The sequence below is a fragment of the Pseudomonas sp. BIGb0558 genome (assembly GCF_024807515.1).
Classification (GTDB): Bacteria; Pseudomonadota; Gammaproteobacteria; order Pseudomonadales; family Pseudomonadaceae; genus Aquipseudomonas; species Aquipseudomonas yamanorum_A.
In genome coordinates this window covers 1-19757 of the sequence record NZ_JANUEW010000055.1, presented here as the reverse complement: position 1 = coordinate 19757, position 19757 = coordinate 1, and the positions used below count along the sequence as shown (strand labels likewise).

The window sequence follows — 19757 nt, the reverse complement described above, 5'->3', positions numbered from 1 at the left end:
AGTTGGCGGCGCCGTTGCCTTCATGCCAACAAGCGCTGAATGTGCTCCTGCAACGTATCCAGATCAAACGGCTTGGCCAGGATCGGTGCGTTGCGGGTGATCGGGCTGTTGCAGTCAAGGATTTCCTGCGGGTAGCCACTGATAAAGATCACTTTCAATTCCGGTCGCAGCTTGATCGCCGGCTCGGCGATCTGCACCCCGGAAATCCCGCCGGGCAGGCGATAGTCCGTCACCATCAGGTCCAGGTGCGGCTTGGTGGCGAGGATTTCAAACGCCTGCTCACCATCAATCGCCTTCAACACCCGGTAGCCGAGACCCGACAGGTACTCGCCCAACACAAACATAATCGACTCGTCATCTTCGACGATCAGTACCACATCTTGTGCATCTTCACTCATGGGAAGCCTTTGTCCGGTCAATTGCTGCTGATACGACCATAGGGTCACGCAGAGGTTGCGTCGGATTCGCGATTGATTTCATGCCTCTGCCCCCAACGGCAGGCAGACGCGGAACAAGGCGCCCTCGCCTATCCGGCTCTCGACCTCGATAGTACCCCCGTGGGCCGCGACAATCTGCTCGGAGATAAACAAACCCAGGCCCAGGCCCGCCACGGCATGGCTGGCGGACACCCGCTCGAACTGCTGGAAAATGCGCTTCTGGTTGTCTTCGCTGATGCCGATCCCGTGGTCACGCACCTCGACCCGCGCCTCGCCATGCTCGGCATACACCCGCACTTCTACCGGGCTCTTGGCCCCGTAGCGCAAGGCGTTGGTCAGCAGGTTGGATACCACCTGCTCGATTCGAAACTCATCCCAGTTGCCCTCGACCGGCCCTTCTTCGACCCATTTCACCGAGGACTGGGCCGCCGCCACTTGCGGGGCAAAGTTCTCCAGCAGGTTGCGCACCAGTTGCGTCAGGTCAAAGCGCCCGGGGCGGATCGACAGCTTGCCGGTGCGGATGCGCGACACGTCGAGCATGTCTTCGATCAGGCGGATCAGGCTCTGGATCTGCCGCTCATCGCGGTCAACCATGGCGTGCATCTTGTCCAGGGTGAACGCCGCTGCGTTGTCCCGCGCCAGGTGCATCTTGCGCAATTGGGTTTCGAGGATCAGCCCGTTGAGGGGCGTGCGCACTTCATGGGCAACGATCGACATGAAGTCATCGCGCATGCGCACCGCCTGTTCAAGTTCGGCCTGGGTCGCCTGCAAGCGCGTCAACAAGGCTTCCTGTTCGCGACGGCTCTGCTCCAGGGCTTCCACCTGCTGCTTCATGGCCTTGCTCTGGCGGTAAAGGTCGACGAACACATTGACCTTGCTCTTGACCGCGTGGATATCCAGCGGCTTGTGCAGGAAGTCCACGGCGCCACTTTCATAACCCTTGAACGCATAGTTGAGCTCACGCCCCGCAGCGCTGACAAACACAATGGGGATGTTCTTGGTCTTTTCGGTGCCGCGCATCAGTTCGGCCAGCTCGAAGCCGTTCATGCCGGGCATCTGCACGTCGAGAATGGCCATGGCGAACTCATGCTCGAGCAGCAGCGACAAGGCCTCGTCGGCGCTCAACGCCTTGTAGACCTGGCGGTCTTCGCGCTTGATCAGCGCTTCAAGGGCCAGCAGGTTTTCCGGCAGATCGTCGACGATCAGCAGTTTGGCCTGGACAGTACTTAACATGGGGAAGATTCCAGGGAAGCCAGCAAGGTGCCGATGCGGCTCAAGGGAAGAATATGGTCAGGTGTATGCAACGCCAGGGCGGCCCGTGGCATCACGGCAATCCGGGCCTCTGATGGGTCCTGGACGATCGTGGTACCGCCGCACTGCTTGACGTGGGCCATGCCCCGGGCGCCGTCCTGGTTGGCGCCCGTCAGCAGGATCGCCATCAAGCCCTTGCCGTAGACATCGGCAGCCGACTCGAACAGGTAGTCGATGGCGGGCCGGGAATGGTGCACGCGGTCTTCCTGGCTCAGTGACAGGCTGCGGTCGTGCTCCACCGACAGGTGATAACCGGGGCCGGCGAAATACAGGGTGCCAGGCTGGATCACTTCCTTGTCCCGCGCCTCCACGACCTTCATCGAGACACGCCGGTCGAACACTTCCGCCAGCTGGCTGCGGCGCTCGTCCGGCAGGTGCAGCACGGTAACGATTGGCAGGCCAAAGTTCGCCGGCAACTCACCAAAAATGCTCAGCAACGCCTCGACCCCGCCTGCAGACGCGCCAATCACAATGGCTTCGATCCCGGATACCGGGCTGGCAGTCGCTTGATTCATAATTTTCGGTAGATCCGTTCTTGCTTGACCAGCGGTTCGAACTGTTTGCTGTATCCCGAGAAATCCAGGGTTTCCTTGCTGCCCAGCACCAGGAAGCCGCGATGACACAGCGACTCATGAAACAATCCAAACGCTCTATCCTGCAACTTTTTATTGAAGTAAATCAGTACATTACGGCACGAAATTAATTGAGTTTCCGAGAATACGCTGTCGGTCGCCAGGCTGTGATCGGCAAAGGTCACGTTCTCCCGCAGGGTCTTGTCGAAAATCGCGTGATCGTAAGCCGCCGTGTAGTAATCGGCAAATGAACGTTGCCCGCCGGCCTGCTGGTAGTTGTGGGTATAGGCGCGGATATTCTCAAGGGAAAAAATCCCCTGCTTGGCTTTTTCCAGGGACCGCGGATTGATATCCGTCGCGTAGATGATGGTGCGCTCCAGCAAGCCCTCCTCCCGCAGCAGGATGGCCATGGAATACACCTCTTCCCCGGTGCTGCAGCCGGCGATCCAGATCTTGATCGACGGGTAGGTCTTGAGCAGCGGCACCACTTCCTGGCGAATCGCCAGGAAGTGCGAGGGGTCGCGAAACATCTCGCTGACGGGAATGGTCAGGAACTGCAACAGCTGCATGAACGCCGCCGGGTCGTGCAGCACCCGCTCCTGCAAGGCCGAGATGGTATTGCAGTCGAACTGGCGCAAGGCGTGGGCCACGCGGCGCTTGACCGAAGCCCCGGAGTAGTCGCGAAAGTCATAGCTGTACTTGAGGTAAATCGCCTCAATCAACAAGCGCAGTTCAATATCGGCACTTCTTTCCAATTAAATCCGTTCCATCTTGGGTAGCCATACACGAATCAACGAAAACAACCGGTCCAGGTCGATGGGCTTGGCCAGGTAATCGTTGGAACCCGCGGCGAGGCAGCGTTCCTGATCGTCCTTCATGGCCTTGGCCGTCACCGCGATGATCGGCAGCTTGCGCCAGCGCGGGTCCTGGCGGATCAAGGCCGTGGCCTCGTAACCGTCCATCTCCGGCATCATCACGTCCATCAGCACCAGGTCGATATCGTCGACTTCATTGAGTTTCTCGATGGCCTCGCGGCCGTTACGGCCGATCACCACGATCGCCCCCTTGTGTTCCAGGGCGCTGGTCAGGGCAAAGATATTGCGCACATCGTCGTCCACCAGCAGGATCTTGCGCCCCTCGAAGACCTTGTCGCGGCTGCGGGCGGTCCTGAGCATTGTCTGGCGTTCATGGGACAACTGGGATTCGACTTTGTGCAGAAAGAGTGTCACCTCGTCCAGCAAACGTTCAGGTGAGCGCGCGCCCTTGATGATGATCGAACGCGAATACTTGCGCAGTTCGGCCTCTTCGTCGCGGGTCAGGTTGCGTCCGGTGTAGACAATCACCGGCGGGAACGAGCAGATGTCCTCAGTGGACATGCGCTTGAGCAACTCGTTGCCGAGCATGTCCGGCAGCTTGAGGTCGATGATCATGCAGTCGTAGATGTTGGTGCGCAGCAGGTCCAGTGCCTCCTGGGCGAAGCCAACGGCGGTGATCTCAATGTCATCGTCGCCGATCAGGCGGGCAATGCTGTCGCGCTGCAGGTCGTCATCTTCCACCAGCAGCACACGCTTGACCTTCTGCGTCAGCTTGGCTTCCAGGCGCGCAAACACGTCCTTGAGCTCTTCGCGGGTGGTGGGCTTGACCGCATACCCGATGGCGCCCATGTGCATGGCGGCTTCGACGCGGTCTTCGACGGAAATCACATGCACCGGGATGTGCCGGGTCCCGGCATGTTCCTTCAGGCGCTGCAGCACGGTCAGGCCGGAATGGTCGGGAAGGCGCATGTCCAGCAGGATCGCGTCGGGAATGTACTGCTCGGCCAGGGCGTAGCCTTCGTCGGCACCATGGGCTACCAGGCAGTGGTAACCCAGCTCATGGGCCAGGTCGAAGAGGATCCGCGCAAAGTTCGGTTCATCTTCCACCACCAGGATGCAGCGGGTGGCGAACGGCGCCTTGTCGCGGTCATCAATGAAGCGCGGGATCAGCGCGGCCTCGGCCACCGGCATCGGCGACACCTTGATGGGTGCCGGTGCGGGGGCCGGAGTCACCGCACGCGGCTGTTCCGGCAGCGGCGCGTCTTCATCACGCTCCACATAGTGCTCCGGTATCACCAGGGTAAAGATGCTGCCCTGGCCCGGCTCGCTGGTGACGCTGATGTAACCGCCCAGCAAGCTGGCCAGGTCACGGGAGATAGACAGGCCCAGGCCGGTGCCGCCATACCGGCGGTTGGTGGTGCCGTCGGCCTGGCGAAAGGCTTCGAAGATGCTTTCCTGCTGGTCCGGTGCAATCCCGATGCCCGAGTCGCGCACGGTGAAGGCAATGCCTTCCCCTGGCTGGCGGGAGACCGTCAGGCTGACCTGGCCCTTCTCGGTGAACTTGACCGCGTTGGACAGCAGGTTCTTGAGGATCTGCTCCAGACGCTGGCGGTCGGTGTACAGCATGTGCGGCGAACCTTCCTGGACCTCCACCTGGAACCCCAGCTTGCGGTCGGCCGCCAGCGGTTCGAACATGCCGCGCAAACCATCCACCAGACGCGCAACACTGGTGTTCTCCGGACGCATCTCCAGCTTGCCGGCCTCGACTTTGGAGATGTCGAGGATGTCGTTGATCAGGTTAAGCAGATCGTTGCCGGCCGAGTAAATCGACTCGGCAAACTTGACCTGCTCGGCGCTGAGGTTTTCCTGGGGGTTCTCCGCCAGCAACTTGGCCAGGATCAACGAGCTGTTGAGCGGTGTGCGCAGCTCATGGGACATGTTGGCAAGGAACTCGGACTTGTACTTGCTGGAGCGCTGCAACTCGTCGGCGCGCTCTTCCAGCTCGATCTGTACCCGATTGAGCTGGACGTTCTTCTCGTCCATGGCGTCGCGCTGTTCGGCCAGGGTCTGGGTCTGTTCGGCCAGTTGCTCGTTGGTCTGCTCCAGCTCTGCCTGCTGGGTTTCCAGGTGGGCCTGGGATTCCTTGAGGATGCGCGACTGTTCTTCCAGCTCTTCGTTGGCGGTCTTGAGCTCTTCCTGCTGCACTTGCAGTTCTTCATTGAGCTGCTGGGTTTCAGCGAGTACTTCCTGCAAACGCTGGCGATAACGGGCGGCTTCGATGGAGGTGCCAATGTTGTCGGCAATCAGCTCCAGCAATTCCACGTCACGCTCGTCCAGCTCGCGCAAGAAGCCCAGCTCGATCACCCCGTTGACCCGGCCATCATCGCTGGTGGGCACCACCAGCACACTGCGGGTCGGGCCCTCGCCCAGGCCGGAACTGACCTTGAAGTAGTCCACCGGCACATCGTCCAGGCGAATCAGGCGGTCCTGGCGGGCCGACTGGCCGACGATGCCTTCATCGTTGTAAATCGACTGTTCCTGCTGCTCTTGCTCACGGGAGAAGCCATAGGTGGCCACCCGTGTGAGGCCGCCGTGCTCTTCACGCACGTACAGCGCCGCGACCGCCGAGCCCATGTATTGGGCAAAGAACTGCAACACGTTGCGACCCAGCATGTTCAGGCTCAGTTGGCCCAGCACCTGTTCGGCCAGTTCGGTCTGGCCGTTGCGCAGCCAGGCTTGCTGTTCAAGGCGCTTGGCAATCCTCTGTTGCGACTCGAGGTTTTCGCTGTAACTCGTTGATAGCTCAAGTAGATTCTTTCTTCCGATATACGCCAGGATGCCGCTCAGCCCGAGCACAAACACCAGGTACAGGCTGACACTGATGATGGTGGTGCGAGTGACGTCTTCATTGCGGGTGATGCGGAACTGTTGCTCCATCGCCACCGCCCGGTCGTATTCCTTGCGGATCTCATCCGTCAGGCTCTTGCCACGCCCGGCTTTCACGGCCGAACGGTAATCGCCGTTCTGGCGCTGCATGTCAATCATCGACTGGGCGTAGGTGTTCCACGCCATTTGCAGCGACTCCAGGCGCTTGAGTCGGTCTACCTGCTCCGGGTTGTCCGCCACCAGCTCCTGCAGGTTGCGCAAGTCGGAAATGATCCGCGGCTTGGCCACTTCATACGGGTCGAGGAAGTGCTCGTCGCCGGTGATCAAAAAGCCGCGCATGCCGGTTTCCAGGTCAACCGTCAGCTTGGAGGTTTCGTTGAGGTTGTTGATCACCCGGTCGGTGTGCTCCACCCACTGGATCACCGACAGCAGGTAAGTGATCAGGCACACGAAAAACACCGCGCTGAGCACGCCGACGCCCAGCGGCAACGCCACGTTGCGGCCCAGCAGTTTACGGAAGCTTTTCTCATCGACTGACGACGCGGGAGTCATGGGCATGCCTTGGCCAAGTGCGGAAAAACGAGGAGTTTGCCCCAAAGTCGCGCCGCAACGCTATTTTTCTGCCGGAATTGGTCTAATTGACTGCGTAAGTCATTGAAAAATCGACGAGTGCCCGTGGTTTTCTACAGGTTGCAATTGACCGTGTTCCTCGCACACAACGGCGCCTGTAGCTGCGCCCTGTAGACACAGCACAATTTAGTAACACTGGAGGACATTCCTACACATACGCGGCACAATGTCTCCCCTGTTTCGGGAACTTGCCGAGATTGACGCAACTCATTAGAGGATGGTCTTTCAACCGATCAAGACCTGCACCCCTCAACTTCTCGGGAACCCTGACTATGTCCGCCGCAGCCTCCACCATCCTTGTCGTCGAAGACGATGCCATCGTGCGTATGCTGATCGTCGATGTCCTCGAAGAGCTGGAATTCCAGGTGCTTGAAGCGGCCGATGCCGAAGCGGCGCTGGGCATCATCGGCAATACCGCGCAGGTCATCGACCTGATGATGACCGATGTCGGCCTGCCCGACATGGACGGCAAGCAACTGGCCATCAAGGCCCGCGAATTACGTCCAGCCCTGCCCATTCTGTTTGCCAGTGGCTATGCCGAAAACATCGACGTGCCAGCTGATATGCAGGTGATTGGCAAGCCGTTCTCGATCGATCAGTTGCGTGACAAGGTCAAATCGATGCTGGCCTGAATCCATCCCCTTCAATGCCGCCCTCTCGTGGCGGCATTTTCGCGCCCGTTGCAGGCCTGCAAACATTCCATGACGCCCCTCGCCAACCCACCCTGGGCTTTCGCCTGAGCCGCAATCAACGGCTGAGGGATTAACGTGACGTTCGGCCAATAAAACGCGAAACTCCACGCCATCATCTCCCCAACCCCGGTACAGAGTTTAGGAAGGACGCAACAACATGATGACAAAACCGACGCGCCTGCTGTTGGCGAGCCTCTCGATTCTCATGAGCACCGGCGCCTGGGCCGATTTCACCGCCACGCCGAGTGAAGCCCGGGCCATCGCCAAGGAAGCCTACCTGTATGGCTTCCCCGTGGTGGAGATGTACAAGACCCTCTACAGCCAGGCCGTCGACAAGACCGGGCCGAATTTCAAGGCGCCGTTCAACCATATCGGTAACACCGCGCAGGCGATAACCCCCAAGGACACTGCGATCCCCACGCCCAACCCGGACACCCCCAACTCGTTTGTCTGGCTGGACCTGCGGGCCGAACCGGTGGTGCTGACCCTGCCGAAGATCGAAGACAACCGCTACTACGCCGTGCAGTTGATCGACCTCTATACGCAGAACTTCGGCTACCTGGGCACCCGCAGCACCGGCAACAACGGTGGCCACTACATGGTTGCCGGCCCTGGCTGGAAAGGCCAGCAACCGACCAATATCGACCGGGTGGTGTACAGCGAAAGCAACATCGCCTACGCCCTGTACCGCACGCAATTGTTCGATGAGAAGGACCTGGGCAAGGTCAAGCAGATCCAGGGCGGCTACAAGGTCCAGACCCTGAGCAACTATGTAAACCAGCCCAAACCCGTCAAGCCGCCGAAAATTGCCTGGCCCAAGCCCACGCCGACCATGAGCGACAGCGTGCACCTGTTCCGCTACCTGAACTTCATGTTGGCCTACGCCGCGCCACAGGACAGTGAAAAGGACCTGCTGGCACGGTTTGCGAAAATTGGCGTCGAGGCCGGTAAGCCGTTCGACCTCAAGGCACTGACCGTTGAGCAACGCAAAGCTTTGGATGACGGCATCGCCGACGGCAAGGCCGAGTACGCAGCCTTCAAGAAGGACAAGATCGACACCCACCAGGTAACCAGTGGTGACCTGTTCGGCAACCGCGACCATCTGCAAAACAATTACCTGTACCGCTACGCCGGCGCCAACGTGCACCTGTTCGGCAACTCCGGCGATGAAACCGCCTACCTGCGTTACTCCGTGGACAGCGAAGGCAAACCCGCCAACGGCGCCCGTCACAGCTACACCCTGCACTTCGCCAAGGACCAGTTGCCACCGGCCGGCGCCTTCTGGTCACTGACCATGTACAACGCCAAGACCAAGCTGCTGACGCCCAACCTGAAGAAGCGCTACCTGCTCACCTCGGGGATGATGCCCAGCTTCAAGCTTGATGCCGACGGCGGGCTGACGCTGCTGGTGGCGCACCACGAGCCGCCGAAAGCCGAACAGAGCAACTGGCTGCCGGCACCTCCCGGCCCGTTCTACGCCCTGTTGCGCATTTACCTGCCCAAGCCTGAAGTGGGTAACGGTCAATGGAAACAGCCCCCGCTGACACCGATCAAGTAGGTTCTTATCAGCTGATGCCGGCGCGGGTGGATTTGCACGCGCCGGCCCCCCTCCTCGCTTCCGCCGGCAAATTGGCCAATAGCTATCACTGCACCGAGGACAGATTCACCGCAAACAGGTAATGTGCGCGCCATCGCATCACCCGCCAGGAGGGTGATGCCGTTGTTCATGGAGTTGCACCGCACATGAGTTGCTGGAACATCCTCGGCCTGCCTTCCGACGCCGATACCCGCACGATCAAACGCCAATACGCCGCCCTGCTGAAGAAAACCCGCCCGGATGACGATCCCGAGGGTTTCCAACGCCTGCGAGAGGCCTATGAAGAGGCGTTGAACTGGAGCGAATGGCAGCAGGAACCGGATCAGACAGCGGTGCTGGAGCACGTGCCCGCGACCGTCGCTGCCGAGACCCTGCAACAGCAGTATCAGCAAGCCCTGGCAACCGGCAGCGGGCTGGCGTTTGAGGTCACCCTGCTGCAACGCATCGTCGACACCCAGGATGTCAGCCTTGACGACCGCCAATGGGCCTTTGAAACCTTCCACTGGCTGAGCGCCTGGCAACGCCTGGAACTGCCCGGCGTGCTGATCGAAGCCCTGGAAATGCACAGCAAGGCGGCCCTGCAGAAATCCTTGCGCCTGCCTCTGGAACAGCAGGATGAACCCGGGTTCCTGGCCGCCTATGCGGCGCGCCTGCGCGAACCCTGGATTGACAAGACACCCCATGCGCAGTGGTTCAACACGTGGCTGGCCAAGCTGCTGCTGGACACCCGCTACTGGTCCCCGAGCGTGTTTGAAACTGTATGCGCCGGCCAGGGCTGGCACGGCGGCAGCGATCATGCTTGCCCGCCCGGCGACTGGCCGCAGCTATTGCGGCGCCAGCAAAGCCCGCAGTTTATCGCCCGCCAACGGGAGCTGGCGGCCGAACCTCCCGGCACCCCGCAACAACGCGCCGCGCGCCTGCTGCTGGCACCCATGACCCTGGGCCAGCGCCGCGCCTTCGCCCAACGCCTGAACGCAGACGACTGGGCCGCCTGCCAACGCCTCAGCGCCGATATCTATGCCGACCACCCCACAGTGGCCGCCTCGATGCCCGGCGGTACACCCTACTTCTGGCAAGGCTGGGAGCGGACATTCGACAGTTGGCCACTGGTGCTGGCGACTGTCGTGGGTTGCATGGTGGGCGCCATGATCCATGCCGATTCCCTGGCCGGCAACCTGCTGCAAACCCTTGGCGTCGGCCTGTTGTGGTCGATCCCCATAGTGATGGGCGGCTTCGTGGGGTGGCATGTATGGCGCCCACTGGCTCACCAGTATCGCGTGCTGGATGAGCGCCTGAGCGCCCGGCTTCCGATGTGGTTGAGCCCGACGCGCTTGCCGCTGCTGCCCCTGCGCGACCTGTTGCCGGGCGCGGTGATGATGGCGGCGGCCGGTTACAAAATCGGCCCGGCAGCCAGCGTGGTGCTGCTGCTCGTACTGGCGGCCATCGGCCTGCTCAAGCGGCACACCCGGAAGACCTACACCCCGTGGACGGCCGGCAACAGCCAATGGCCGACCAGCATGATCGCCTTGTGCATCGCCGGGTGCGTGGTGCTGTATGGCGGATTGAAAATGCTCGACGCCCGGCATCAGGTCAATCGCAACCAGGGCTTGCAGCAATGGACCGAACGCCTGTGCAGCCGCCTGCCGGCCACGGCCCAGGAATGCCAGGCACCCGCCACCGAAGCACAATGGTATGGCCAGGAGGCAAAACGATGAATCCGAAATGGTTGGTGCCTATCGGCCTGACATTGGGCCTGGGTTTGATGGGGCTGGCCGGCGCCAGTAAGCAGGTGGCGCAAGTGCAACTGTGGCTGGACAAGCGCGATGGCCCCGAAACCGCCAAGGCCAGCGCCCTGGCGCCGATCATCGACTGCATGAACCGCGTCGACCGGGACTGGCGTCTTTTCTACTACGGCTACACCCATCAGCAATGGTACAGGCCGTCCATCTTCGACGAGCAGACTTACGAGTCCCTCGTGCAGATGGACCGGATCCTCAAAGAGTACGGCGATCACGACGAAGCCCAGGGCCGGGACTTGCAAAACGATATCTGCGCCCAGCGCGTCACCGGCAAGCTTGAGCGCCTGGAACCCGACAGCCCGTTGATCAACGCTGCCGGGCGCTACGTGCTGGCCTTGCAGGACGTCACGCCGCTGACCAACTCGTTCGATTTCTACCAGCGGTACGGCCAGTCGCGCTTTCAACCGCCAGAGGGCCAGGTGGCACAGGCCATGGTCATCAAGGGCGACGCGTATATGGCCGCCTCCACCGAGCTGCGCAAGCGCCTGGAACGCGAGGATGTGCGCCTGCGTCCCGGGCAACTGGCGCTGCTGCAGGCGCGCTTTGGCCAGGACATCAATTGGCACCTGCTCAACTACATGATTGCCGCACGCACGGCCGTGGACGAGTTGGAGCAAGGGGCGTACCTGGCCACCCTGACGCCGCAGACACTCGCGCCGTTGATCGACGCGGTGCAACAGGCGAGCGCCCAGGGCAAGGATTATGCACGCCTGCACCCCGGCAAGCCGCGGGACGAGTTTGCCAACTATCTCTGGCACACCATCACGCCGGCGGCAGACGCCTACCTGCAAGCCTTGCAAACCCTGCAACAGCACTGGCGCGAGCATGGGACGCCGCAGCAACTGAGTGACGATTTTGCCCTCGTCACCCACCGCTACGACGTGTTGCTCAGCTTCTACAACAAACCGGCCCGCAGCACCTTTTGAGGCCTGGCCCTTTTTAAGCGTGAGGTACGACTGACGCGGGCCCGAAGCCAAACTGAAGGCAACCACTGCCCCGATTAACAGTCTTTGACACTTTTCCGACAAAGCTCACAAAGACCCGTGGACGGCCCGCCCCTAGCATTCGAGCATCCAAACCACCCCTCGGGTGCTCATCATGTTCCGCACATTGCGCAGTATCCCGCTGCTGGGTTGCCTGCTGGGCAGCCTCGGCTGCCACGGCCAACCGCCTGCCCCGCCGCCGATCCCCAAGGGCGACTACAGCGCAATCATCCGTTACCTGCAAAAACGCATTCCCGTGGAGATGGCCCGGCAAAACATCGCCGGCGTGTCCATCGCCCTGGTCAACGGTCAGGAGCTGATCTGGGCCCACGGGTTCGGCGTTGCCGACAAGGCCCTGGGCAAACCGGTCACGCCTAATACCGCGTTCCGCGCCGGCGCCCTCTCCAAGCTGCTCACCGCCACCGCTGCCCTGCAACTGGTGGAGCAACAGCGCCTGGCCCTCGACGCGCCAATTCAGGACACCCTGCGGGAATTCTACGTACGCTCGCGCTTTCACTCCGACCAGGCCGCCGCCGACCGCGACATCACCCTGCGCCGCCTGCTCAGCCACCAGTCCGGCTTGCCCAGCGAACACCTGCGGGATGTGAACAACACCTTCGCCATGGGCCAGATGCCGATGCGCGTTTCCGGCGTATGGCTGAGCACCCCACCGGGCACCCAGGTGGCCTATTCCAACCTCGGCTACGCCCTGGCCGGCGCCGCCATCGAGCGCAGCAGCGGGCAGGATTTCGAGACCCGCCTGCAAAGCAGCCTGCTCAAGCCCCTGGAGATGAATCAGTCCAGCTTCATCGGCACCGGCGCGCAACCGGGCTTCCGCGCAAGGGGTTATGAAGACGGCACCGCCAGCCCCGACGCCCAGGTACGCGACCTCGCCGCCGCCGGCTTGTGGGCCAGCCCCAAAGACCTCAGCCACTACGTGCAAATGCTCTTCGCCCGGGGCCTCTATAAAGGCAAACAGGTACTGGGCAGCCCGTCGATCGATGAAATGTTCACCCAGCAAAACACCGGCAACGCCCTGGACTTCGACTGCCAGATGGGCCTGGGGTGGTTTCTCGCGCCCTGTGGTGACGAGCCGGTCGGCCCCGGCATTCGCACCTTCCAGCACAGCGGTGGCGGGGATGATTTCGCAGCGCAATTGACGATGCTCCCGGACCAGCAACTGGCCGTGATCGTGATGGCCAACGACAGCAACGCCGAAGAGATGGTGGTGTCCCTGACCACCGACACCCTGCGCCTGATGCTTCAGGCCCAGACCGGCGACCCGGTGTGTGCCGACAACTGCCAGGAGCCCGCCCACGGCCTGAAGATCCGCCAGGTGCCCGCCGCCATCGACCGCAAGCGCCTGGCCGGTTTCTACGCCACGGCCTGGGGCGTTTTCCGCATCAAGGACGACAACGGCAAGTTGTATGGCGAGCTGGCCGACACCCGCTTCGAACTGTTGCGCGACGGCCATGGCTGGCTACGGGCGCAGCAGAAATTCCTCGGCTTCTGGCTCAAGGACCTGGGCGAACTGGGCCGCGTGCAACTGGATGTAGTGACGGTGCAAGGCCGCCAGATGCTCACCGCCCGCAGCCACGGCCAGCGCGTGCCCGTGGGCGAGCGCATCGAACAGACGCCATTGACCACCGCCTGGGCCGACACCATCGGCACCTATCAGGTGCTCAACACCCATGAACCCGACGCACCGCTGAGCGGCATCAGCGTACGCCTGGAAAACGGCTTCCTGGTGATCCGCGGCCAACTGCACGACCAGCCCCTCACCGACTACATCCTGCTGCCCGTGGACAACGCCCACGCGGTGCTTGCCGGCAACGGCTATGGCCTGGGCGACACCGTGAGCCGCCAGGTCAACGGCCTGAGCGCCTCCGGCTACCACTTCAAACGTACCGATTCTCCCCACAACCCATTGAGTCTGTGACCTCACATGAAGACCCTCCTGCGTTCAAAACACCTGTGCCTGTCCCTGACGTCGCTGTGCCTGCTGGCCAGCGCCGACACCCTGCTGGCCGACGATTGGGAATACACCCTCAAGGCCGGCGTGGCCAACCTGCCCCGCTACAGCGGCAGCGACGAGCGGGTGACCGCGCCGGTGCTGGGGGCGGCCATCGTCAGCCCATGGGGGATTTTCCTCGACACCGACAAGGGCCTGGGCTGGGGGTATGACGGTGGTGGCGCGAGCTTCAGCGCCTACGTCGGCGCCAGCGGCTCACGCAAGGACGAAAGCAAAAGCGGGCGCCCGGGCTCGAAGAAGCTCAAGGGCATGGGCGAGATCAAGACCCGCGCCCAGGTGGGCGTGAGTGGCAGCTATAACCTGGGCGGCGTGATAATCGGTGCAACCCTGGAACATGCGCTGAAAGAGGATGACCACAAGGATTCGGGCAAGGCCTTCACCCACCTGGAACTGAGCCTGGGCACCAACCTGTATGACGGCGACTACGGTTCGCTGGATGCCAGCCTCAGCAGCCATTTTGGCGACAGTAACTACATGCAGACCTGGTACGGCGTCACCACCGGGCAGGCCGCGCAGAGTCGCTTCAAAGCCTACAAGGCCAGCGGCGGCAATATCAGCAACGGGATGAATTTGGTGTGGAGCCTGCCGATCAGCGAGCACACCAAGTTCTCGACCTTGCTGGATGTGCAGTACCTGGCTGACAAGGCCGGGCAGAGCCCGATTGTGGAGCGACGCTTGCAGACCTCGGTGATGGGGATGGTCGAGTACACCTTCTAATTGGGTAACCCAATCAAAAATGTGGGAGCTGGCTTGCCTGCGATGCAGGCACCTCGGTCTTTCAGTGAGACACAGGTGATGCTATCGCAGGCAAGCCAGCTCCCACATCTGATCTCCATCGTTCCTCGCTCGTTACTCGATATACGCCCACGTCATCCGGAACGACGCCCCGCCCCATTCCGAATCCAGCACTTCAACCTGCCCGCCGTGCCACTGGCACACCCGCTGTACCAGCGCCAGGCCCAGGCCGAAGCCACCGGTGCGGCGGTCGCGGCTGGAATCCAGGCGCAGGAACGGCTCGAAAATCTTCGACCGCCCCTCCACCGGCACCCCGGGGCCGTCGTCGTTCACCCGTACTTCATAGCCGGCACCAAACTTCACCAGCGACACCTCCACGCGCCGGTCGGCGTAGCGAATCGCGTTGCGCAACAGGTTGATCACCGCCCGTGCCATAAAACGCGGCTCGATGCGGATGTAGTCGACTTCACAGGTGCGCAGCAGCAACTGCACCCCTTCCGCCTCGGCCTCCAGGGCCACGCTGCCGATCACGCTGTCGAGCCAGCTGTGGGCCTCGATGCTTTCCCGGGTGATCTGCGTGGCGCCGCGTTCCAGGCTGGCGTAGGTCAACAGTTCGGAGACCATTTCTTCCAGCTCGCCAAGGTCGGCGTACATGTCGGCGATCAGTGGGCCGCTTTGGCGCAGGTCGGCCTGTTGCTTGAGCTGGTCCAGCTCAAACGACAGTCGCGCAATCGGCGTGCGCAGTTCGTGGGAGACCGCATTGGTCAACTCGCGCTGGTTAGCGATCAGGCTTTCGATGCGCTCGGCCATCTGGTTGAAGTGCCCCGCCAGCTCGCGCACCGTGGAGCGGCGCGGCAGCAGGATGCGTGAGCCGAGGTCGTTGTCGCCGAAACGCTGGGCCGCCAGGCGGATGTGCTCCAGGTCACGCCAATGGGGGCGTACCCAGAAATACAAGACGATTGCCAGGCACAGGCCCAGGAAGCCATACGCCCACATGTACAGCCACTTGGGCTCTTCCGGCAGCTTGATTTCGAGCATCTGCGGGCCGCCATCAATGTCCACCAGGAACTCCATGAAGTCCCCGCGCACCAACAATTGCCCAGCGGCCAGAAGCTGTTTTTCACGCTCGGTCATCGCCAGTTCGTCACGCTGTACCAGCTTCAGCCGCAGCCCATAGTGCGGCTGCAACTCGGCCAGGCGTGCGGCCCGCGCTTCGCCCGTCACCGGCCGCAACTGCTCCACCAGCCCATAGGCCGGGCCGCGCAAGGCTTCGCGGTTGTAAGTTTCGTTGGCCTCCGGCAGCAGCTCATCGAAGGTGTAGTTCACCAGCCAGATCGCACCCGCCAAGCCAATGGCCAGGATGATATACAGACGCAGAAACAGCCGTAACATCTAGACCTCCCACGCAAACGGATTGAACAGGTAGCCCTTGCCCCAGATGGTCTTGATGCACACCGGCTCGCGAGGGTTGTCATTGAGCTTGCCGCGCAGCTTGCTGATGTACACGTCGACACTGCGGTTGAGCCCGTCGAAGGCGATCCCGCGCATGCGGTTGAGGATGTCATCACGGGAGAGGATCTTCCCGGCGGCGCTGGCCAGCAACCACAGCAGTTCGAATTCCATGGTGGTGAGGTCGATCTTCTCGCCGCCCAGGCTGACCACCCGGCAACTGCGGTCGATGGCCAGCCGGCCGAACTCAAGGGAGCCGCGCACCGTGGGTTCCGGGGTCTGGCGGCGTTGCAGGGCGCGCAGGCGGGCCAGCAGCACCGGCGGCTTGATCGGCTTGATCACGTAGTCGTCGGCGCCGGACTCCAGGCCCAGAATGTGGTCCAGGTCGTCTTCCTTGGCGGTCAGGATCACGATCGGCGTGTCGGACACGTTGCGGATTTCGCGGCACACATGCAGGCCGCTCTGGCCCGGCAGCATCAGGTCGAGCACGACGATCTTGGGCTTGAACTCCAGGAAGGCCGCCAGCGCCAGGTCACCCCGGTGCACGGCCAGCACCTCGAAGCCATGCTGGGACAGGAAATGGGCGATCAGCCCTGCCAGCTTCTGATCGTCCTCCACGAGCAAGACCTTGCCGAGACCCAAGTTATCCATAAATTTCCAGTGCACGCGCGGATTGAAGTGTGCGCATTATAGGTGGCAAGCAGGCAGACTAAAGCAGCTGGCCATCATTGGCCGACGAAGCTTCATGCTTTTAAGAGTTTTTAACAAATAGCCTGCAATCTTTAACGCCATCACAGGGAGTTGTATGCGCAAGGATTACCTGGCGTTCTTCATTTCGTTGTTCCTGTCACGTCTGGCCGACCAGATTCTGTTGTTCATTGTGCCGTTGATCGTGTTCCAGACCACCAATAGTGTGTCCTGGGCCGGCCTGGCATTTTTTGTCGAATCTCTGCCGCGTTACCTGGCGTTCCCGGTGTGTGGGGCATTGTGCGACAAGTATCCTGCCGTGCGCATCCTGCATATCAGCCAGGCTTACCGGGCGCTGGCCTGTGTGGCGGCGGTGCTGTTGTACGGGATGTTCGACGGAATCTACTGGATCGTGATGCTTTCAGCGCTATGCGGGGTGTTGACCACCCAGGGCATCATGGCTCGGGAAGTGTTGCTGCCGCATATCTTCAAGCACTACAGCTATGCCAAGACCTTGTCCTATTCGCAGATCGCCGACCAGACCGGCTTGGTACTGGGGCCGCTGGTGGCAGCATTGATGCTGGGCGTATGGGCCTGGCACTGGGTGGTATTGGGGGTTGCCGGGCTGTTTTTGCTGGCGGACCTGGCAATGCGCATCTGGCAACGCAACACCACGGTCAACTTGGAGACTTTCGAGCAACACAACGACATCTGGCTGCAGCCGCTGCGTATCGCCTTCGGGCATATCCGCGCGTTGCCGGAGCTGAAAAAAATCATCGCCCTGGCGGTGGGCGTAAACCTGATTATCGGCGTCACCCTCGCCACCTCGGCGGCGCTGGTAATTGGCCAATATGCAGCCGGCAAGGACACTTACGCCGGGCTGCAGGCGGCGGGTGCGGTGGTGACCATCGCCATCCTGTTCTACCTGGCGCGCGCATCCCTGCCGCTGAAGGTGCTGGGCGGCTTGTCGTATTCGATGATTGCCGTGGGCGCGCTGATCACCGCCATCAGCCCGAATATATGGGCTTATACGGTGGGTTTCCTGCTGGTGACCGGTTTCGACAAGATGTTCAACGTGTACATCCGCAGCACCCGCCAACGGGTGATTCCGGTCCAGGATTTTGGCAAGACGGTGGGTGTGCTGACCTTGCTCAACAACCTCTCGCAGCCATTGGCCGGGTTGCTGATTGCACTGCTGGCGGCGCCGCTGGGGACGCAGACGGTGATCCTGCTGCTGGCCGGGATCACCGCGCTGATCGGTGTAGCGGTCGCGTCAGGCTGGCACGCCACTGTGAAAGCGGAACTCGACGTCGGGTGACTCGATCAACTCCTGCTCGGCGGCGCGCACCCGGTCGATGACCTGGGCAATGTCCTTGGCGTCGCCGTACTGGTAAGCCAGTTTCAGGTAACCCTGGAAGTGCCGGGCCTCGCTTTTCAACAGGCCAAAGTAGAACTTGCCGAGTTCTTCGTCCAAATGCGGCACCAGCGCTTCGAAACGCTCGCAACTGCGGGCTTCGATAAACGCGCCGACCACCAGCGTATCCACCAGTTTTACCGGCTCATGGCTGCGCACCACTTTGCGCAAACCCGAGGCATAACGGCCGGCGGACAACTGACGCAGCTCAATCTTGCGCTTCTTCATCAGGCGCATGACTTGCTCATGGTGCACCAGCTCTTCCCGGGCCAGGCGCGACATCAGGTTGATCAGGTCGACGTGGGAATGGTACTTGGCGATCAGGCTCAAGGCGGTGCTGGCGGCCTTGAATTCACAGTTCTTGTGGTCGATCAGCAGGGTTTCCTGGTCGGCCAACGCGGCCTGTACCCAGCCGTCGGGGGTGCGGCAACCGAGGAATTCGTGGATTTCTGGCAGGTTCATCGGGCTCACGGGCAAAGATTCACAAAAGGGCCGCGATTATACCGACCACGCCGCAGACCACCAGCCACCGGGCTTGATGTGCATCAACATGACGTGTGCCGGGCAGCAACTATAGTTGTTCAACGCCCGCCCTTTTTTGGAGAACCCGACCATGCAAGCTATCCGCAGCATCCTGGTGGTGATCGAGCCCGAGCATTCGGAAAGCCTGGCCCTCAAGCGCGCCAAGCTGATTGCCGGGGTGACAGGGGCGCACCTGCATCTGTTGGTGTGCGACAAGAAGCACGAGCATTCGGCGATGTTGAGCCTGCTCAAGGCCGGGTTGCAGGAGGATGGCTACAGCGTCACCACCGAACAGGCGTGGAATGACAGCCTGCATGAAACCATCATCGACGTGCAGCAGGCAGAGGGTTGTGGGTTGGTGGTCAAGCAGCATTTCGCCGACAGCCCGTTGAAAAAGGCGCTGTTGACGCCTGCCGACTGGAAGCTGATGCGTTACTGCCCTACTCCCGTTCTGTTGGTGAAAACCTCCAAGCCGTGGGCTGGCGGGGTGATTTTGGCGGCTATCGATGTGGGGAATTCCGATGCCGAGCACCAGGCGCTGCATAATTCGATCATTGATCACGGGTTTGATATCGCCAGCCTGGCCAAGGCGCAGTTGCATGTGATCAGTGCGCATCCTTCGCCGATGCTGTCGGCGAAGGATCCGGTGTTTCAGCTCAAGGAGACGATCGAGGCGCGCTACCGTGAGCAGTGCAAGGCGTTTCAGGCGGAGTTTGATATTGATGACACCCACCTGCATATCGAGGAAGGGCCGGCGGATGTGTTGATTCCTCATGCTGCGCATAAGTGGCAGGCGGCGGTGACCATTATCGGTACCGTGGCGCGTACGGGGATTTCGGGGGCGTTGATCGGGAATACGGCGGAGGTGGTGCTGGATGCGGTGGACAGTGATGTGTTGGTGCTTAAGCCGCAGGAGTTGATGGATCACTTGGAAGAGCTGGCTAATGGGTGATGCCTGGTATGGGGGCATATCCGTTATTTAGGTAACGGCTAGTATTGGTTCCGCTCTTACAGCGGGTCACTTTTGAAAGGAGCCCAAAAGTAACCAAAAGGCTCTTGCCCCACCACTCGGCACCTCGCTAGGGCTCGGTGTGCCCTCAGCTCCGGTATTACTCCGCGGGCCGCCGCGACGGGGCGTCCCTGCCCCGTCGCGGCTAAACCGGCGTCCTGCCGGTTTACCCGCTCCGTACTACCTG

16 protein-coding genes are annotated in these 19757 nt (G+C 61.5%); 8 read left to right on the top strand and 8 right to left on the bottom strand.

What is annotated here, in order from left to right:
- Positions 1-20: 20 nt before the first annotated feature.
- The 5 genes from M2400_RS31300 to M2400_RS31280 all read right to left on the bottom strand — a co-directional run bounded on the left by M2400_RS31300 (position 21) and on the right by M2400_RS31280 (position 6573).
- Complete coding sequence (locus tag M2400_RS31300) at positions 21-398, bottom strand: response regulator (RefSeq protein WP_010171103.1); 378 nt, start codon at positions 396-398, stop codon at positions 21-23.
- Between the two features lie 78 nt (positions 399-476).
- Positions 477-1670, bottom strand: coding sequence for a hybrid sensor histidine kinase/response regulator (locus M2400_RS31295; RefSeq protein WP_259201146.1), 1194 nt, complete (start codon positions 1668-1670; stop codon positions 477-479).
- Positions 1664-2263: a chemotaxis protein CheB gene (locus M2400_RS31290; RefSeq protein WP_177077812.1), complete on the bottom strand. Its 600-nt coding sequence runs from the start codon at positions 2261-2263 to the stop codon at positions 1664-1666. Before M2400_RS31290 ends, M2400_RS31295 begins: the two co-directional genes overlap by 7 nt.
- Positions 2260-3075, bottom strand: coding sequence for a protein-glutamate O-methyltransferase CheR (locus tag M2400_RS31285; protein ID WP_177044252.1), 816 nt, complete (start codon positions 3073-3075; stop codon positions 2260-2262). The genes M2400_RS31290 and M2400_RS31285 overlap by 4 nt, the downstream gene beginning before the upstream one ends.
- A complete protein-coding gene (locus tag M2400_RS31280; RefSeq protein WP_177044251.1) occupies positions 3076-6573 on the bottom strand; it encodes a response regulator in 3498 nt (1165 codons plus the stop codon). It lies immediately after the preceding gene.
- A gap of 350 nt (positions 6574-6923) precedes the next feature.
- On the opposite strand from M2400_RS31280, the gene M2400_RS31275 reads away from it, so the two are divergent.
- The 6 genes from M2400_RS31275 (at position 6924) to M2400_RS31250 (ending at position 14471) form a co-directional block, all read left to right on the top strand.
- Positions 6924-7283, top strand: coding sequence for a response regulator (locus tag M2400_RS31275; RefSeq protein ID WP_177044250.1), 360 nt, complete (start codon positions 6924-6926; stop codon positions 7281-7283).
- Between the two features lie 217 nt (positions 7284-7500).
- On the top strand, positions 7501-8901 hold the full coding sequence (locus tag M2400_RS31270) for a DUF1254 domain-containing protein (RefSeq protein WP_177044249.1): 1401 nt from the start codon (positions 7501-7503) through the stop codon (positions 8899-8901).
- 185 nt (positions 8902-9086) lie between these two features.
- Positions 9087-10655, top strand: coding sequence for a J domain-containing protein (locus tag M2400_RS31265; protein WP_259201142.1), 1569 nt, complete (start codon positions 9087-9089; stop codon positions 10653-10655).
- Positions 10652-11665 (top strand): DUF3829 domain-containing protein, encoded by a 1014-nt coding sequence (locus tag M2400_RS31260; protein ID WP_259201140.1) that lies wholly within the window; start codon positions 10652-10654, stop codon positions 11663-11665. Before M2400_RS31265 ends, M2400_RS31260 begins: the two co-directional genes overlap by 4 nt.
- Before the next feature lie 172 nt (positions 11666-11837).
- Positions 11838-13661 (top strand): serine hydrolase, encoded by a 1824-nt coding sequence (locus tag M2400_RS31255; RefSeq protein WP_177044246.1) that lies wholly within the window; start codon positions 11838-11840, stop codon positions 13659-13661.
- Between the two features lie 6 nt (positions 13662-13667).
- Positions 13668-14471, top strand: a complete 804-nt coding sequence (locus M2400_RS31250) for a MipA/OmpV family protein (protein WP_259201138.1) — start codon at positions 13668-13670, stop codon at positions 14469-14471.
- A gap of 132 nt (positions 14472-14603) precedes the next feature.
- Here M2400_RS31250 and M2400_RS31245 read toward each other — a convergent pair whose 3' ends face one another.
- Positions 14604-15881, bottom strand: coding sequence for an ATP-binding protein (locus M2400_RS31245; RefSeq protein ID WP_177077824.1), 1278 nt, complete (start codon positions 15879-15881; stop codon positions 14604-14606).
- The gene (locus M2400_RS31240) at positions 15882-16589 is read right to left on the bottom strand and encodes a winged helix-turn-helix domain-containing protein (RefSeq protein ID WP_017480435.1); all 708 of its coding nucleotides are present in this window, start codon (positions 16587-16589) and stop codon (positions 15882-15884) included.
- Between the two features lie 154 nt (positions 16590-16743).
- Here M2400_RS31240 and M2400_RS31235 point away from each other — a divergent pair, with 154 nt between their 5' ends.
- Positions 16744-17943 carry an MFS transporter gene (locus tag M2400_RS31235; RefSeq protein ID WP_259201134.1) on the top strand — a complete coding sequence of 400 codons (1200 nt, stop codon included), beginning with the start codon at positions 16744-16746 and terminating at the stop codon, positions 17941-17943.
- Here M2400_RS31235 and M2400_RS31230 read toward each other — a convergent pair.
- The gene (locus M2400_RS31230) at positions 17899-18501 is read right to left on the bottom strand and encodes a tRNA-(ms[2]io[6]A)-hydroxylase (RefSeq protein WP_008431008.1); all 603 of its coding nucleotides are present in this window, start codon (positions 18499-18501) and stop codon (positions 17899-17901) included. The two genes, M2400_RS31235 and M2400_RS31230, sit on opposite strands and share 45 nt — an antisense overlap.
- Positions 18502-18652: 151 nt before the next feature.
- Here M2400_RS31230 and M2400_RS31225 point away from each other — a divergent pair, with 151 nt between their 5' ends.
- The gene (locus tag M2400_RS31225; RefSeq protein ID WP_259201131.1) at positions 18653-19513 is read left to right on the top strand and encodes a universal stress protein; all 861 of its coding nucleotides are present in this window, start codon (positions 18653-18655) and stop codon (positions 19511-19513) included.
- Positions 19514-19757: the final 244 nt, after the last annotated feature.

What these genes read in the sequence shown, in the direction of transcription:
- M2400_RS31300 (WP_010171103.1), bottom strand. Translation starts at nt 398, where the DNA reads ATGAGTGAAGATGCACAAGATGTGGTACTGATCGTCGAAGATGACGAG.
- M2400_RS31290 (WP_177077812.1), bottom strand. Translation starts at nt 2,263, where the DNA reads ATGAATCAAGCGACTGCCAGCCCGGTATCCGGGATCGAAGCCATTGTG.
- M2400_RS31270 (WP_177044249.1), top strand. Translation starts at nt 7,501, where the DNA reads ATGATGACAAAACCGACGCGCCTGCTGTTGGCGAGCCTCTCGATTCTC.
- M2400_RS31245 (WP_177077824.1), bottom strand. Translation starts at nt 15,881, where the DNA reads ATGTTACGGCTGTTTCTGCGTCTGTATATCATCCTGGCCATTGGCTTG.
- M2400_RS31235 (WP_259201134.1), top strand. Translation starts at nt 16,744, where the DNA reads ATGCGCAAGGATTACCTGGCGTTCTTCATTTCGTTGTTCCTGTCACGT.
- M2400_RS31280 (WP_177044251.1), bottom strand. Translation starts at nt 6,573, where the DNA reads ATGACTCCCGCGTCGTCAGTCGATGAGAAAAGCTTCCGTAAACTGCTG.
- M2400_RS31225 (WP_259201131.1), top strand. Translation starts at nt 18,653, where the DNA reads ATGCAAGCTATCCGCAGCATCCTGGTGGTGATCGAGCCCGAGCATTCG.
- M2400_RS31295 (WP_259201146.1), bottom strand. Translation starts at nt 1,670, where the DNA reads ATGTTAAGTACTGTCCAGGCCAAACTGCTGATCGTCGACGATCTGCCG.
- M2400_RS31255 (WP_177044246.1), top strand. Translation starts at nt 11,838, where the DNA reads ATGTTCCGCACATTGCGCAGTATCCCGCTGCTGGGTTGCCTGCTGGGC.
- M2400_RS31240 (WP_017480435.1), bottom strand. Translation starts at nt 16,589, where the DNA reads ATGGATAACTTGGGTCTCGGCAAGGTCTTGCTCGTGGAGGACGATCAG.
- M2400_RS31260 (WP_259201140.1), top strand. Translation starts at nt 10,652, where the DNA reads ATGAATCCGAAATGGTTGGTGCCTATCGGCCTGACATTGGGCCTGGGT.
- M2400_RS31275 (WP_177044250.1), top strand. Translation starts at nt 6,924, where the DNA reads ATGTCCGCCGCAGCCTCCACCATCCTTGTCGTCGAAGACGATGCCATC.
- M2400_RS31230 (WP_008431008.1), bottom strand. Translation starts at nt 18,501, where the DNA reads ATGAACCTGCCAGAAATCCACGAATTCCTCGGTTGCCGCACCCCCGAC.
- M2400_RS31265 (WP_259201142.1), top strand. Translation starts at nt 9,087, where the DNA reads ATGAGTTGCTGGAACATCCTCGGCCTGCCTTCCGACGCCGATACCCGC.
- M2400_RS31250 (WP_259201138.1), top strand. Translation starts at nt 13,668, where the DNA reads ATGAAGACCCTCCTGCGTTCAAAACACCTGTGCCTGTCCCTGACGTCG.